6 protein-coding genes, 2 tRNA genes and 3 rRNA genes are annotated in these 15,714 nt (G+C 56.1%); 7 read left to right on the plus strand and 4 right to left on the minus strand.

What is annotated here, in order from left to right; all coding sequences use genetic code 11:
* Window positions 1-479: 479 nt before the first annotated feature.
* The 5 genes from C7123_RS09760 to rrf all read left to right on the plus strand — a co-directional run bounded on the left by C7123_RS09760 (window position 480) and on the right by rrf (window position 5,741).
* Window positions 480-2,007, plus strand: a 16S ribosomal RNA gene (locus C7123_RS09760).
* Window positions 2,008-2,205: 198 nt separating this feature from the next.
* A tRNA-Ile gene (locus tag C7123_RS09765) sits at window positions 2,206-2,279 on the plus strand.
* 15 nt (window positions 2,280-2,294) lie between these two features.
* Window positions 2,295-2,368: transfer RNA gene (locus C7123_RS09770), tRNA-Ala, on the plus strand.
* 237 nt (window positions 2,369-2,605) lie between these two features.
* Window positions 2,606-5,496, plus strand: a 23S ribosomal RNA gene (locus tag C7123_RS09775).
* 130 nt (window positions 5,497-5,626) lie between these two features.
* Window positions 5,627-5,741: ribosomal RNA gene (rrf, locus tag C7123_RS09780) — 5S ribosomal RNA — on the plus strand.
* Together the 16S, 23S and 5S rRNA genes with 2 tRNA genes alongside form the textbook arrangement of a ribosomal RNA operon.
* 424 nt (window positions 5,742-6,165) lie before the next feature.
* Here the strand turns inward: rrf and C7123_RS09785 are convergent.
* The 4 genes from C7123_RS09785 to C7123_RS09795 form a co-directional block, all read right to left on the minus strand.
* The gene (locus tag C7123_RS09785; protein ID WP_317046614.1) at window positions 6,166-6,897 is read right to left on the minus strand and encodes a DUF6261 family protein; all 732 of its coding nucleotides are present in this window, start codon (window positions 6,895-6,897) and stop codon (window positions 6,166-6,168) included.
* Between the two features lie 9 nt (window positions 6,898-6,906).
* A complete protein-coding gene (locus tag C7123_RS12975; RefSeq protein ID WP_159049892.1) occupies window positions 6,907-7,059 on the minus strand; it encodes a hypothetical protein in 153 nt (50 codons plus the stop codon).
* A gap of 396 nt (window positions 7,060-7,455) precedes the next feature.
* Window positions 7,456-8,928: an aminoacyl-histidine dipeptidase gene (locus C7123_RS09790; protein ID WP_069174904.1), complete on the minus strand. Its 1,473-nt coding sequence runs from the start codon at window positions 8,926-8,928 to the stop codon at window positions 7,456-7,458.
* 138 nt (window positions 8,929-9,066) lie between these two features.
* A complete protein-coding gene (locus C7123_RS09795; RefSeq protein WP_069176331.1) occupies window positions 9,067-10,053 on the minus strand; it encodes an alpha/beta fold hydrolase in 987 nt (328 codons plus the stop codon).
* A 281-nt stretch (window positions 10,054-10,334) separates the two neighbouring features.
* On the opposite strand from C7123_RS09795, the gene dacB reads away from it, so the two are divergent.
* Entirely contained in the window at window positions 10,335-11,822 is a 1,488-nt protein-coding gene (dacB, locus tag C7123_RS09800; protein WP_237269308.1) for a D-alanyl-D-alanine carboxypeptidase/D-alanyl-D-alanine endopeptidase, read from the plus strand.
* Between the two features lie 105 nt (window positions 11,823-11,927).
* The gene (gene metH / locus C7123_RS09805; RefSeq protein ID WP_069174906.1) at window positions 11,928-15,650 is read left to right on the plus strand and encodes a methionine synthase; all 3,723 of its coding nucleotides are present in this window, start codon (window positions 11,928-11,930) and stop codon (window positions 15,648-15,650) included.
* The last annotated feature ends 64 nt before the right edge of the window (window positions 15,651-15,714 follow it).

A 15,714-nucleotide genomic window follows, 5' to 3' on the forward strand; every position in this document is an offset into this window, starting at 1 on the left:
TTTCGAGAGAGGGAGCGACGATAAAGATGAAATGCTGGAAGAGCGAACGGTAAGAGTCGTTAAAGAAAAAGAACTTGGAAAGCAGTCTTCTTCTTAGTTAATAGGAAGAAGTCGATATATTTAAGTGTAAGATTCAGCGACGGGAAGCTTGATAAGAGTTATCCACTCAAATGTGAGTAAAGAAGCAAGCACCGTTCAACAAGAGAGTCCACTCGAAAATTTTTTTCTCGAAAAATTTGGTGGAATGAAATAAAGGGTTTTATCTTTGCGCCCCGAAACCTGCAAGAGAGAGCAGGTCGGAAGAAAGAAAAAATGCTAGAATGAGGAAAGTCAATAATAGATTCCTCTATCAGCGAAAGAGCGATCTTTGTAAGATTTACATGTATACAAGATGTAGTACAGAAAGAATAGAAAGTACCGTCAATGATACAATAAGAAAAGGGCATCTATGAGCGAAGCAAAGGATATAAACAATATCAACAACGGAGAGTTTGATCCTGGCTCAGGATGAACGCTAGCGACAGGCTTAACACATGCAAGTCGAGGGGCAGCAATTTGTAGCAATACAAAGTTGGCGACCGGCGCACGGGTGAGTAACGCGTATGCAACCTACCCACAACAGAAGAATAATCCGGCGAAAGTCGGTCTAATACTTCATAAAACAGGGACACCGCATGGTGTTATTTGTTAAAGATTTATCGGTTGTGGATGGGCATGCGTGCCATTAGGTAGTTGGTGAGGTAACGGCTCACCAAGCCTACGATGGTTAGGGGTTCTGAGAGGAAAGTCCCCCACACTGGTACTGAGACACGGACCAGACTCCTACGGGAGGCAGCAGTGAGGAATATTGGTCAATGGGCGAGAGCCTGAACCAGCCAAGTCGCGTGAAGGATGACGGCCCTATGGGTTGTAAACTTCTTTTGCAGGGGAATAAAGATATTCACGTGTGGGTAGTTGTATGTACCCTGCGAATAAGCATCGGCTAACTCCGTGCCAGCAGCCGCGGTAATACGGAGGATGCGAGCGTTATCCGGATTTATTGGGTTTAAAGGGTGCGTAGGTGGACTGTTAAGTCAGTGGTGAAAGTTTGTCGCTCAACGATAAAATTGCCGTTGAAACTGGTGGTCTTGAGTATGGATGAAGTAGGCGGAATGCGTGGTGTAGCGGTGAAATGCATAGAGATCACGCAGAACTCCGATTGCGAAGGCAGCTTACTAAGGCATAACTGACACTGAAGCACGAAAGCGTGGGTATCAAACAGGATTAGATACCCTGGTAGTCCACGCAGTAAACGATGATTACTAGGAGTTTGCGATATAGTGTAAGCTCTACAGCGAAAGCGTTAAGTAATCCACCTGGGGAGTACGCCGGCAACGGTGAAACTCAAAGGAATTGACGGGGGCCCGCACAAGCGGAGGAACATGTGGTTTAATTCGATGATACGCGAGGAACCTTACCCGGGATTGAAATGTACCTGACGAACTGCGAGAGTGGTTTTCCAGCAATGGCAGGTATGTAGGTGCTGCATGGTTGTCGTCAGCTCGTGCCGTGAGGTGTCGGCTTAAGTGCCATAACGAGCGCAACCCTGACTGTCAGTTGCTAACAGGTCAAGCTGAGGACTCTGGCGGGACTGCCGGCGTAAGCTGTGAGGAAGGTTGGGATGACGTCAAATCAGCACGGCCCTTACATCCGGGGCGACACACGTGTTACAATGGCAGGGACAAAGGGCAGCTACCGAGCGATCGGATGCAAATCTCTAAACCCTGTCTCAGTTCGGATCGGAGTCTGCAACTCGACTCCGTGAAGCTGGATTCGCTAGTAATCGCGCATCAGCCATGGCGCGGTGAATACGTTCCCGGGCCTTGTACACACCGCCCGTCAAGCCATGGGAGCCGGGGGTGCCTAAAGTCCGTAACCGTTGAGGATCGGCCTAGGGTAAAACTGGTGACTGGGGCTAAGTCGTAACAAGGTAGCCGTACCGGAAGGTGCGGCTGGAACACCTCCTTTCTGGAGCAAGCTCAGAAGATGTCCGATTTTCTGTATTATAGTCAAGTACTTCGTTTTAGTATGTACTACTTTCTTGTTTACATGTTATAAATAGAAGAATAAAAGAAGCTGGGTAGTTGATTCTTAGATGTTCGTAAACAATCATCATGATGAGGCTAAAGAAGAAGTTTTCCATATTCCCGGCGGAAGTTGAAAGAGAGTCCTATAGCTCAGTTGGTTAGAGCGCTACACTGATAATGTAGAGGTCGGCAGTTCAACTCTGCCTGGGACTACTTAAGAGACAATATGGGGGATTAGCTCAGCTGGCTAGAGCACCTGCTTTGCAAGCAGGGGGTCAACGGTTCGAATCCGTTATTCTCCACATAATTATCAGAACCTAGATTTGGGGATTGATAAGAATAAGATCTTTGACATTGATGGACAAAACAAAGTAAAGACTTCGTGTTGAAGCAATATGAGAAGAAGTATCCTCAAGAGGGAATTTTACTCGGAATTGGTTCGATACAAAGGAGACTAAGAGAAATTAAGGTAAAAATCGAAAAGAAGAGCCTATAGATAAAACGGATTGTGCGTCCAGTGATGAACGATCAATTAAAGATAAAAAGTAAAAGAAGGGCAGACGGTGGATGCCTTGGCTCTCGGAGGCGACGAAGGACGTGATAAGCTGCGAAAAGCCCGGTTGAGGTGCAAATAACCCTTGACGCCGGGATGTCCGAATGGGGAAACCCGATTGGTAGAAGACCAATCACATCGAAAGATGAGCAAACGTGGGGAACTGAAACATCTAAGTACCCATAGGAAGAGAAAATAATAATGATTGCGTAAGTAGTGGCGAGCGAACGCGTAAGAGCCCAAACCATAGATGTTTTGGCATCATATGGGGTTGTAGGATCGCAATGTGGCAAGAGGCAAAGGAAGTGGAACCCGCTGGAAAGAGGGCCATAGAGGGTGAAAGTCCCGTACACGAATCTTTTGTGAAGCCTAGCGATATCCTGAGTAAGTCGGGACACGTGAAATCCTGACCGAATCTACGGGGACCATCCCGTAAGGCTAAATACTCCCGAGAGACCGATAGTGAACCAGTACCGTGAGGGAAAGGTGAAAAGAACCTCGAATAGAGGAGTGAAATAGACCCTGAACCCGTCTGCCTACAAGCGGTCGGAGCACCTTTAAGGTGTGACGGCGTGCCTTTTGCATAATGAACCTGCGAGTTGTTCTTTTTGGCAAGGTTAAGCATCAGTAGGTGCGCAGCCGAAGCGAAAGCGAGTCTGAATAGGGCGACTAAGTCAAAAGGAGCAGACGCGAAACCAAGTGATCTACCGATGGCCAGGCTGAAGGTTGGGTAACACCAACTGGAGGGCCGAATGGATATACGTTGAAAAGTGTTCCAATGAGCTGTGGGTAGGGGTGAAAGGCTAATCAAACTTGGAGATAGCTCGTACTCCCCGAAATGCATTTAGGTGCAGCCTCGGGTAAGGTACTGATGAGAGGTAGAGCGACTGATTGGATGCGAGGGCTTCACCGCCTATCAAGTCCGGCCAAACTCCGAATGCTCATCAGCAACATCCCGGGAGTGAGGGCATGGGTGCTAAGGTCCATGTCCGAGAGGAGAAGAATCCAGATCACCGGCTAAGGTCCCCAAATAGCAGCTAAGTTGCATTAACGAAGTCCGACCGCAGCGACAGCCAGGATGTTGGCTTGGAAGCAGCCATTCATTTAAAGAGTGCGTAACAGCTCACTGGTCGAGGGGTCGGGCATGGATAATAATCGGGCATAAGCTGTTTACCGAAGCCGTGAGATCGAAAAGATCGGTAGGGGAGCATTCCATTATCAGCGTTGAAGATGAGAGGTGACTCTTGTTGGAGCGGATGGAAAAGCAAATGCAGGTATAAGTAACGATAAAGGGGGTGAAAAACCTCCTCGCCGAAAGACCAAGGGTTCCTGATCAACGCTAATCGGATCAGGGTTAGTCGGGACCTAAGGCTAAGCCGAAGGGCGATGCCGATGGAAGAACCGGTTAATATTCCGGTACTGCTTTGTGGAGTGATGTGGAGACGGAGAAGTGACAGCTCGGCCATCTGACGGAATAGGTGGTTAAAGGGTGTAGACGTTGATTGTTGTAGGCAAATCCGCGACAAGAGTTGAACCTGACAGTATGCAGCGTACTTGTACAATGTAATAAGAGCGTAATCAGGCTCCCAAGAAAACCCGCTAAACATATCTACAAAGCACCCGTACTCGAAACGGACACACGTGGTCGGGTTGAAAATACTAAGGCGCTCGAGTGATTCACGGTTAAGGAACTAGGCAAAATGGTCCTGTAACTTCGGGATAAAGGACGCCAATAGCAATATTGGTCGCAGAGAATAGGCCCAGGCGACTGTTTAACAAAAACACATGACTATGCGAAATCGAAAGATGAGGTATATGGTCTGACACCTGCCCGGTGCTGGAAGGTTAAGAGGAGATGTCATCCTGTAAGGGAGAAGCATTGAATTGAAGCCCCAGTAAACGGCGGCCGTAACTATAACGGTCCTAAGGTAGCGAAATTCCTTGTCGGGTAAGTTCCGACCTGCACGAATGGTGTAACGATCTGGGCACTGTCTCAACTGTGAGCTCGGTGAAATTGTAGTATCGGTGAAGATGCCGATTACCCGCGATGGGACGAAAAGACCCCGTGAACCTTTACTATAGCTTTACATTGAAATTGGGCATGCGATGTGTAGGATAGGCCGGAGGCTGAGAGACGGTGACGCCAGTCATCGTGGAGCCGCTGTTGAAATACGGCCCTTTGTGTGTTTGGTTTCTAACTCCCGGGAAAGGGAGGACGGTGTATGGTGGGTAGTTTGACTGGGGTGGTCGCCTCCAAAAGCGTAACGGAGGCTTCTAAAGGTACCCTCAGACCGATTGGTAACCGGTCGCAGAGTGTAATGGCATAAGGGTGCTTGACTGAGAGACCTACAAGTCGATCAGGTAGGAAACTAGAGCATAGTGATCCGGTGGTTCCGTATGGAAGGGCCATCGCTCAAAGGATAAAAGGTACTCCGGGGATAACAGGCTGATCGCCGCCAAGAGCTCATATCGACGCGGCGGTTTGGCACCTCGATGTCGGCTCGTCACATCCTGGGGCTGGAGAAGGTCCCAAGGGTTGGGCTGTTCGCCCATTAAAGTGGCACGCGAGCTGGGTTCAGAACGTCGTGAGACAGTTCGGTCTCTATCTATCGTGGGCGTAAGATATTTGCGGGGATCCTGACACTAGTACGAGAGGACCGTGTCGGACAGACCTCTGATATGCCGGTTGTTTCGCCAGGAGCACAGCCGGGTAGTTAAGTCTGGAAAGGATAAGTGCTGAAAGCATCTAAGTACGAAGCCTTCCTCAAGATGAGATATCCATTAAAGGGTCGTCGAAGACTACGACGTAGATAGGCTGCAGGTGTAAAGTCAGTAATGGCAAAGCTGAGCAGTACTAATTGCCCGAAACTTTTTATCGGAAAAGAGTTTACAAGACGTTTTATCGCTACGGCCAGATGATCCCTTAAAGAAGAGTAGTAGATATCCGATGTAAAGCGGAGTCTTAACTCTTTGTTTTGTCCTGAAGATGTCAGAAGAAGAAAGATATTAAGGTAGTTATAGCACGGGGGATCCACCTCTTCCCATTCCGAACAGAGAAGTTAAGCCCCGTAACGCCGATGGTACTGCTGAACTAAAAGTGGGAGAGTAGGTAGCTGCCGTTTTTTGAAAGGGAAGTCCCTCTGTTGATCGATTAAGATCGGCGGAGGGATTCTTTTTTTTGCTGTTATCCCATGTGCTTTCCCTTGAAGGAAGAAAGAGAAGAGGGCGAAGAGGAATCAAGATCTCCTCTGGGAGCGGAATAGGAGGCTTTTAGGGACGAATTCGGATTGAGGTGGGCCAAGAGAAGACAGCTACCTCTGTCGGTGGGAGAGGGACGTATTGCATACACCTCATGTGTACCCGGATTCTGATCATGCCTCTTCATAGGCCCCATAAGAGGTGAATGTGATACGCACTCTTGCCCTAGTGCTCTCTCTTATGACCGATTTGGGATGAATAAGAACGCCCCACCGCCTACGATGGCAGTGGGGCGTTGTTTTTAGGGGAGGAGAAACGGACACCAACGGTCTCCCCCCGCTTCACGGTTTACTCCTCCGGCAGATGGATGTCGGGATTGCCGTCGCCGCCTTCTTTAGGCGATTGGGGCTGCTCCGGCTTGTCCGGCTTCTTGGGATCCTTCGGCTGATCGGGCTTCTTGGGGTCCTTCGGATCCTTGGGCTGCTTCGGCTCTTTCGGATCCTTCGGTTTACGCTGCGCATGCATTTGTCGCTGGGTGGCTCGTGTCTCGCGCGAGATTTTGTTCATGCGGTCGACGAGTTGGTCGAAGAGGGCCTTGTCATCATCGGTGGTGGCGTTGAGATAGGCCGAAAGGATGTATTGACAGACGATGTTGAAGGCCGCGTCTGTGAGCGGGCGGACCGTACTGGCTAAAGGCAGTTGGGAGTCTGCCCCGGCGAGGCTGCGTGTCTTTTGCAGCTCGATATACTCGTCGTTGATGGTGTAAGGCTGCGTGAAGGAAGCGGTCAGGCCCAGTGTGGCAATGTCGGCAGAGAAGCCGGCCATGTCTTTTTTGATACCTAAGATCAGGCTGCTCTCCTTGTCGTAAGGGGCTTTACGGGTGTCGGAATAATAGGCGCGAAGCTTTTCGTCGATGCGTTTGGCGGCTTCACGATTGGCGGAGACGGAGGAGAGTTTGTTACCGCGAACAATAAAGAAGATGCTCTCCAGCTGCTCGTCGCGTTCCTCGTCTTTCTTCAGTAGCTCGGCCGTATGGCGAGAGAAGGTTGATTCTCGGCTGAGGTCGCCTTCGGCCTCAATCCCTTTATACTAGTTGGGCATGAGGTTGGCGGGCAATTTCAGCTTGGTGTTGTCGATGGCCTTGACCAAGTCGTACTGTTTACGATGAAACATCTCATGGATCGGCAGGGTTAATCGATCCGTACTTATTGGCTCAATGCGCAACACTCTCGGTAAATCCATTGTAAATGGTTCCATGTGATTTGTTTTTGGAGTTATTATAATGTGATAAATAGGCTTGCTCTATAGGGATAGCGAGATCTACACTGTAGTTTCTACCAATCCCTATGCGCAAGGCCCGAACTACACTGTAGTTTTCGGGTAATAAGTCAGAAAAACGCCGTTGACAGTGTAGATCGGCGTTTTTCAAGTCTGAAAAGCCGAATCGACAGTGTAGATCGGCGTTTTTCAAGTCTGAAAAGCCCGAATGACAGTGTAGATCGGCGTTTTTCAAGTCCGAAAAGCCGAATCGACAGTGTAGATCGGCGTTTTTCAAGTCTGAAAAGCCGAATCGACAGTGTAGATCGGCGTTTTTCAAGTCCGAAAAGCTCAATTGACAGTGTAGTTCGGGGTGATCCCTTACTTCTCCGGCACGGCCTCGAGGGTGGCTACGAGCAGGCGCCACGACTTCTCGACCGAGGCGATGCCCACGGCCTCGTCGGGCGAGTGCGGGTGCGTGATGTCGGGGCCGAACGAGATCATGTCCATGTCCGGATAGGCCTCCTGAATGATGCCACACTCCAGGCCGGCGTGCATGACGGTCACGTCCGGCTTACGGCCGAAGAGCGACTCGTAGGCCTTCTCCATCGTGCGCAGGATGGGCGAGTCGATGTTGGGCTGCCAGCCGCCGTAGGGGTTGGACAGCTCCACCTTGGCGCCGGCCAGCGAGAAGACGCTTTCGATCGACGAGCAGAGCGCATCCTTGCGACTCTCGGACGAGCTGCGGACGAGGATCTTGACGTCGATCCGGCCGGCAGCGTCGTCAGACTTGACGATGGCCAGGTTCGACGACGATTCGACCGTCCCCGGGAAGTCGTGCAGCATGCTGATCGGGCCGTTCGGGCAACCCTCGACGGCGTTGATCAGGTCGTCCTGAATCTCTTCGGGGATGAGCGTGGCGGGCAGCTCGGCCGTGCGCTCAGCCGTGAAGCGGATGTCGCCCTCCACGCCCTTGTACTCCGCGCGGTAGAGCGCCTCGTGCTCGCGGACGAGCTGCTCGACGTCGGCCACGCGGTCAGCCGGCACCGTGACGACAGCCGAGACCTCGCGCGGGATGGCGTTGCGGAGCGAGCCGCCCTCGACCGTGGCCAGGCGCACATCGTAGTGGCTGACGGCCTTCTTGAGGAAGCGGAAGAAGAGCTTGTTGGCGTTGGCGCGGCCGAGGTGGATGTCGACGCCCGAGTGGCCGCCCTTGAGTCCGGCCAGGGTCAGTCGCAGCGCCACGTCGCCCTCGGGCGTCGGCTCGCCGTCGCGATAGTGGAAGCTGATGTTCATGTCCACCCCGCCGGCGCAGCCTACGAAAAGGCGCCCCTCCTCTTCGGAGTCACCATTGATCATGATCGTGCCCTTCAGGAAGCCGGGCTTGAGGCCCACGGCGCCGTCCATGCCCACCTCCTCGTCGATCGTGAAGAGGCCCTCCAGGGGGCCGTGCTTGATCGTCTTGTCGGTCAGGGCGGCCATAGCCAGCGAGACGCCCATGCCGTTGTCAGCGCCGAGGGTCGTGTCGCGCGCCGTGACCCACTCGCCGTCGATGTAGGCGTCGATCGGGTCGCGGAGGAAGTCGTGCGCTACGCCGGCGTTCTTCTGCGGCACCATGTCGACGTGCGCTTGCAGCACGACCGTCTGCCGCCCCTCGTAGCCCGGCGTGGCGGGTTTGCGGATGAGCACATTGCCCACCTCGTCCTGGTGCGTCTCCAGGCCATGCTTCTCTCCGAAGGCCTTGAGGTAATCCGTTACTTGTTTCGTGTGACCCGTCGGACGCGGGATCTGTGTGAGGTCATAGAAATAACCCCAGACGGCCTCAGGGGCCAGTCTCTTGATTTCTTCTGCCATGATTTTGAATTGGGTGATAAGTGATATGGTTATTATGAGTTACATGAAAAATTCACGGGCAAATGTAGAGACGTTTGCATAGCGACGTCTCTGCGGGGTTGCTGCGGTTCTTCTCTCTCTCTGTCCTGAGGGGCTCAGCTATTTCGTTTTACAATGGCGCGTGAGAGCCTCGATAAAAGCGTGACGGCGGTCGATGAAAACGTTGTGCGAACAGGAGTCGAGCGTGATCATGTGGTCGGGGCCGAGCAGGTTGCGGAGGGCATCGAGCTGCGCGGCGGAATAGAGGCCGTCGTCCGCGCCGTAGAGGCCATAGACGGGCGTGCCACGACGTAAGATGCGGCGCAGGGTGTCGGTCAGGTCGAGCGTCGTATAGTGTTCGTTGCGGTGGAAGCCCTGCGGGGCCTGCCACTCCGAGAGTTTTGAAAGAGGAAACAACGCACTGTCCGTCTCAAACGCCGCGTAGACGGATTGCCCCTCCTTCGTGCGTGCTTTCGGAACATAGAATCCGTTCCCGGCCGCGTGCATGAAGCAATAAGAGGCATACTCCATCGAACCCTTGTCCATGGCGTCGAGCATGTTCATGTAGCGCAGGTTGACGCTGTCGGCACGCGAGGCGTAAATGGCGCGACAACGGTTGCGGATATGGTCGAACGAGGCTTGCAGGGCCAGCGGCGCGCTCATCAGCACGACCGAACGGACCTGTTCGGGGTGTTTGTCGGCGTAAAGCAGCGCCAGTATGCCGCCGAAGCTATGGCCGAGGAGCACGGGGCGATGGAGGTCGTACGTGCGGCACAGACTGTCGATGTCGTGCAATGCCTCGTCGAAGGTGTAGCGCGCTGCCGTGTGCAGACTGCGTCCCTCGCCGCGTCGATCGTAGACAAGCACGCGAAAACCGTTATCGGCCAGCGCTTGCGCGGCGACGGATTCAAAAGCGGCGGCGTTATAGCCGGGTCCGCCATGCAGGAAGATGAGCGGCACACCGTCGGTCTTTCCGAAAGTCTTCACATAGAGGGATTGCGCATGCCCTTCGATCGTAACGCCGAGAATCAGCAGGGCTAAAAGCAGGCATCTTGTTATCACGGTGCAGAGGCTAGAGGTTTTGGGGTGATCGGTTATGTGTTTCATGTGACCCGTCGGACGCGGGATTTGTGTGAGGTTATAGAAATAACCCCAGACGGCTTCAGGAGCCAGTCTCTTGATTTCTTCTGCCATGATTTTGAATTGAGTGATAAGTGATATGGTTATTATGAGTTACATGAAAAATTCACGGGCAAATGTAACAAAGGCCTCCGGGGCTCCTGCGGCCGTCAGCGATTTACTGCCGCCCGTCCTCATCTCCGCGGCGAGGAATGTGGGGAGAGGGGGCAAAGGCCCGTACTTTTGCGGCCACGAAACATATAATAGGAATGAAAAGACAAAGACGATGCTCCCCGACGCTGGGGATAATGGCCTGCGCCCTGCTGATGATCACAGCCGCGCCCGCCGCTATGGCCGGGCGTACCGCCGAAATCCCGGAACCCATACGACGCTTCATCGAACGCCCCATCCTGCGCGGCGCCTCGGTCTCGTTCGTCGTCAAACGCGTCAAGGACGGCAAGACGCTCTATAACTACGAGGGCGACCGTCAGCTCACGCCGGCCTCGGTCATGAAGACCGTCACCTCGGCCACGGCCCTCGAGCTGCTCGGCGAGGATTACCGCTTCGAAACGACCGTGGAGTACGACGGCGAACTGCGTCCGGACGGTGTCTTGGACGGCAACCTCTACATCCGCGGCAGTGGCGATCCGACGCTCAACTCGTCCGAGTCGCGCACCCCCAAAGACAGCGTCGTCAACGCCTGGGTCGACGCCGTGCGCGCCGCCGGCATCCGCGAGATCACCGGTGCCGTGGTGGCCGACGAACGTATCTTCGACAACGAGGGCGTATCCATGAAGTGGCTCCTCGAAGACCTCGGCAGCTCCTACGGTCAGGGCTGCTACGGCCTGAACATCTTCGATAATCGCATCGGCATCTCGCTCTCCAGCGGCGCCAAGGGCACCACGCCGCAAGTCACCGCCGTCACCCCGCGCGTCGAGGGACTCACCTTTCACAACTACCTCCGCGCCGCAACGAAAGACAGCGCCTACGTCGTCGGCTTCCCCTTCGCCAACGAGCGCTCCCTCTTCGGCACACTCCCCGCGCGACGTTCGGGGCTTTACCTCGGCGCCGACCTGCCCGATCCGCCGCTCTTCGTGGCCCGTTACGTCAGCGAACGCCTCCGCGACCGCGGCATACGCATCCGCAAGCGCCCCTCCTCCATGCGCATCGAGGCCGAGGCCGGACGTGAGACGTCGCGCCCGCGTCGCCCGATCATCACCACCCACTCCCGCCCCCTCCGTGAGATCGTCCGCTCCCTCTGCGTCGTCAGCCACAACCTCTACGCCGACGCCCTGCTCAAGACGCTCGGCCGACGCCTCACCGAGAGCGAACAGTCGTCCTTCGGGCGCGGCGCACAAGTGGCCCGTGGATACTGGCAGGATCGCGGTCTGGACGCCTCCTCGCTGTGGATGTACGACGGCAGCGGCCTGGCGGTGACGGGCAAGGTGACGGCCTCCTTCCTCTGTGACATGCTGACCTACATGGCCACGCAGTCGCGCGCCTCGGAAGCGTTCTATCAGGCCCTGCCGCTGGTCGGTCGTGAGGGCACAGTGCGCCGCATGCTGCGCGACACCGATCTGGACGGCCGCGCACGCCTGAAAGGCGGCAGCATGAGCCGTGTGCTCTGCTACGCCGGCTATGTCGACGACGAGGACGGCGTGCGTTATGCCGTGGCCGTGATGGCCAACAACTACACCGGCGGCGTCCTCTCCATGCGCCAAGCCATCGAGTACCTGCTGGTGGATGTGTTTGAGTGAGCATTAGGCAAGCCCGTCCGCGCGCTTATTTTTGCCGCCCTTTTTCGCTGATAGGACTATCAGCAATCTGATTTGACTACACGTATATATCACCACCCACTTATTATGACGAAGAAAACCATACAGCAGCTCCTTCAGGAGCGCATCCTCATCCTTGATGGGGGCATGGGGACAATGATCCAGGGCTTCCGACTCTCGGAGGCCGACTATCGCGGCGAACGCTTCGCCGACTTCCCCAACCAGATCAAGGGCAATAACGATGTACTGAACATCACGCAGCCCGACATCCTGCGCAACATCCACCGGCAATACCTCGACGCCGGTGCCGATATTTTCTCTACGAATACATTCAACGCCAATGCCATCTCGATGGAGGATTACGGCATGCAGGAGTTCGCCCGCGAGATGAACCTTGCCGCCGGACGCCTCACCCGCGCACTGGCCGACGAGTATATGGCGGAACATCCAGACCGCACCGTCTTCGTGGCCGGCTCCTTAGGGCCGACGAACAAGACGGCCTCGATGAGTCCCGACGTGAGCGATCCAGCCTATCGCGCCGTGACGTACACAGACCTCTTTCGGGCCTACTACGAGCAGGTCGATGCGCTCATGGATGGCGGCGTGGACGTGATCCTCTTCGAGACGACTTTCGATACGCTCAACGCCAAGGCGGGCCTCGAGGCGGCCGTTCAGGCGATGGACGACAAGGGTCGCGAGCTGCCCATCATGCTTTCGCTCACGCTTACGGGCAAGGGCGGGCGCACCTTCTCGGGTCAGACGCTCGGCGCCTTCCTCGCTTCTGTGCAACACATCCCGCTGCTGAGCGTCGGCCTGAACTGCTCCTTCGGCGCGGCCGACATGAAGCCGTACCTCAAGGAGATGGGCGATCTGGCGCCGCTCTACATCAGCGCCTACCCCAACGCAGGCCTGCCGAACCAGTTCGGACAGTATGACGAGACGCCGGAGAAGATGGCCGTGCAGATCAAGGATTTTATCGACGAGGGACTCGTGAACATCGTCGGGGGATGCTGCGGAACGACGCCGGCACACATCGCCCAGTTCCCCGAGCTGGCGCGTGGCAAACGGCCACATGTGCCCGCCGCACCGCCCAAGTCCGACACGCTCTGGCTCTCTGGACTGGATCTGCTGGAGGTGAAGCCGGAAAACAACTTCCTCAATATCGGCGAGCGATGCAACGTGGCTGGCTCGCGTAAGTTCCTCCGACTGGTCAAGGAGAAGAAGTACGAGGAGGCGCTCACCATCGCCCGCAAGCAGGTGGAGGACGGCGCGCAGGTGCTCGACATCAACATGGACGACGGCCTGCTGGAGGCCGAGGATGAGATGCGCATCTTCCTCAACCTGATCGCCTCGGAGCCGGACATCGCCCGCGTGCCCATTATGATCGACTCCTCGAAATGGAGCGTCGTAGAGCAGGGGCTGATGTGCGTACAGGGCAAGAGCATCGTCAACTCGATCAGTCTGAAGGAGGGCGAGGAGGAGTTCCTCCGTCATGCCCGGCGTGTGCGTCGATTGGGGGCCGCTACGGTCGTGATGGCCTTCGACGAGACGGGTCAGGCGGACGTCTTCGAGCGTAAGATCGCCGTCTGTGAGCGCGCCTACCGATTGCTCACCGAGAAGGCCGGCTTCCCTCCGCAAGACATCATCTTCGACCCCAACATCCTGGCCATCGCAACGGGTATGGCCGAGCATAACGGCTACGGACTGGATTTCATTCGCGCCGTCGGTTGGATCAAGAAGAACCTGCCCGGGGCGAAGGTCAGCGGTGGCGTCAGCAACCTCTCGTTCTCCTTCCGCGGCAACAACTACGTGCGCGAGGCCATGCACGCCGTCTTCCTTTATCACGCCATCCGCGAGGGTATGGATATGGGTATTGTGAACCCGTCGACATCGGTCACGTACGAGGATATCGAGCCGTCGTTCCGCACGCTGCTGGAGGATGTGATCCTGGCGCGTCGCCCCGAAGCGGCCGAGGAGCTGATCACCTATGCACAGAACCACAGTGAGCAGGTGTCGGGCGAGCAGGACAATGTGCAACGCGACGCTTGGCGCGACGGATCGCTCGAGGAGCGATTAGAATATGCGCTACTGAAGGGCATCGGTGACTTCCTCGAGGCCGACTTGGCCGAGGCGCTCACGCGATACGACCGTGCCGTATCCATCATTGACGGGCCGCTGATGAACGGCATGAACCGTGTCGGCGAACTCTTTGGGGCGGGTAAGATGTTCCTGCCGCAGGTGGTCAAGACGGCGCGCACGATGAAGAAGGCGGTGGCCATTCTGCAACCGGCCATTGAGGCCGAAAAGACGTCCACGGAGGGTGCCGCCAAGGCGGGCAAGGTGGTCTTCGCCACAGTGAAGGGTGACGTGCACGACATTGGCAAAAACATCGTCTCCATCGTGTTGGCATGTAATAATTACGAGGTGATCGACCTCGGCGTCATGGTCCCGGCGGAGAAGATCATCCAAACCGTGCGCGAGGAGAAGCCCGACCTGCTCTGCCTCTCGGGCCTCATCACGCCGTCGCTTGAGGAGATGGTGCATGTGACGGAAGAGATGCAGAAGGCGGGCCTCAGCACGCCCATCATGGTCGGCGGTGCTACGACCTCGAAGCTGCACACGGCGCTCAAGATCGCCCCGCATTACAATCATCCCGTGATCCACGTCGTCGACGCGTCGCAGAATCCGCTCATCGCGGCCAAGCTACTCAACCCGGATACGCACGATGCGTACGTGGAGCAACTCTCGGACGAGTACGAACGCCTGCGTCGCGCTAAGTCGGGCCGTGCGCCGAAGCCGGTGTTACCCTTCGCCGAAGCGCGCGCACAGGGATTGAAGATCGACTGGGCCGCGTTCACGCCCGACGTGCCCCATGCACTCGGTCTGCAACACATCGAGCTGCCCGTCTCTGACGTGGCCACGTACATCAACTGGGTCTTCTTCTTCACCACCTGGCGTCTGCTGGGCCGTTACGCCGACTTGGCCGGCCTGCACGACTGCCCGTCGTGTCGCACCGAGTGGCTCGAGCGATTTGCCGAGGGCGAGGACCGCGAGAAGGCCAGTGAGGCGATGAAACTCTTTGACGACGCGCAGGCTGTGCTCCGCGAGCTGATGGCGGAGAACGCGCATTGCCGCGCCGCCGTCGGGCTTTACCCGGCCGTCTCGGAGGGCGACACGATCCGTATCACCGGCCCGAACGGCGAGGATGTGCTCGTGCCCGTCATTCGCCAGCAGTCAGACGGCGAGCGGGGCGTGTGCCTCTCGTTGGCCGACTTCATCATACCCGCCACGGAGGGCCGCACAGACTATATCGGCGCCTTCGCCGTCACCGTCGGCAACTGCACCGAGTCGCTCCGTCAGCGTTACGAGGCCGAGGGCGACAGCTACCGCCTGATGCTGCTCCAGACGCTCTCTGACCGCCTGGCTGAGGCGTCGGCCGAGTGTCTGCACGTGAAGGTGCGCCGCACGTATTGGGGCTACGCACCGGACGAGGATCTGCCGCTCGACGAACTGTTCAAGGAGCACTTCCGCGGCATCCGACCGGCTGTCGGCTACCCCTCGCTGCCCGACCAAGACTTGATCTTCACGCTTGATCGCCTCGTCGACTTTGCTGGTCTCGGCATCACCCCGACGGAGAACGGTGCGCTTTACCCCACCTCGTCGGCCGCGGGCTTCTACTTCGCCCACCCGGATTCGCGATACTTCAGCATCGCCCGCATTGGCGAGGATCAACTGGCGGATTACGCCGAACGTCGTGGCAAGTCGCCCGACGATCTCCGACGTTTCTTGCAGAAGGTGCTTGAAGGATAAGGCAACTAAAAACTAAAAGCCGGGGCGTCAGGGACGCCTGCCAAGAAAGCCGGAGGCGTCAGGG

The sequence above is a fragment of the Tannerella serpentiformis genome (assembly GCF_003033925.1).
In the GTDB taxonomy this organism is placed as follows: Bacteria; Bacteroidota; Bacteroidia; order Bacteroidales; family Tannerellaceae; genus Tannerella; species Tannerella serpentiformis.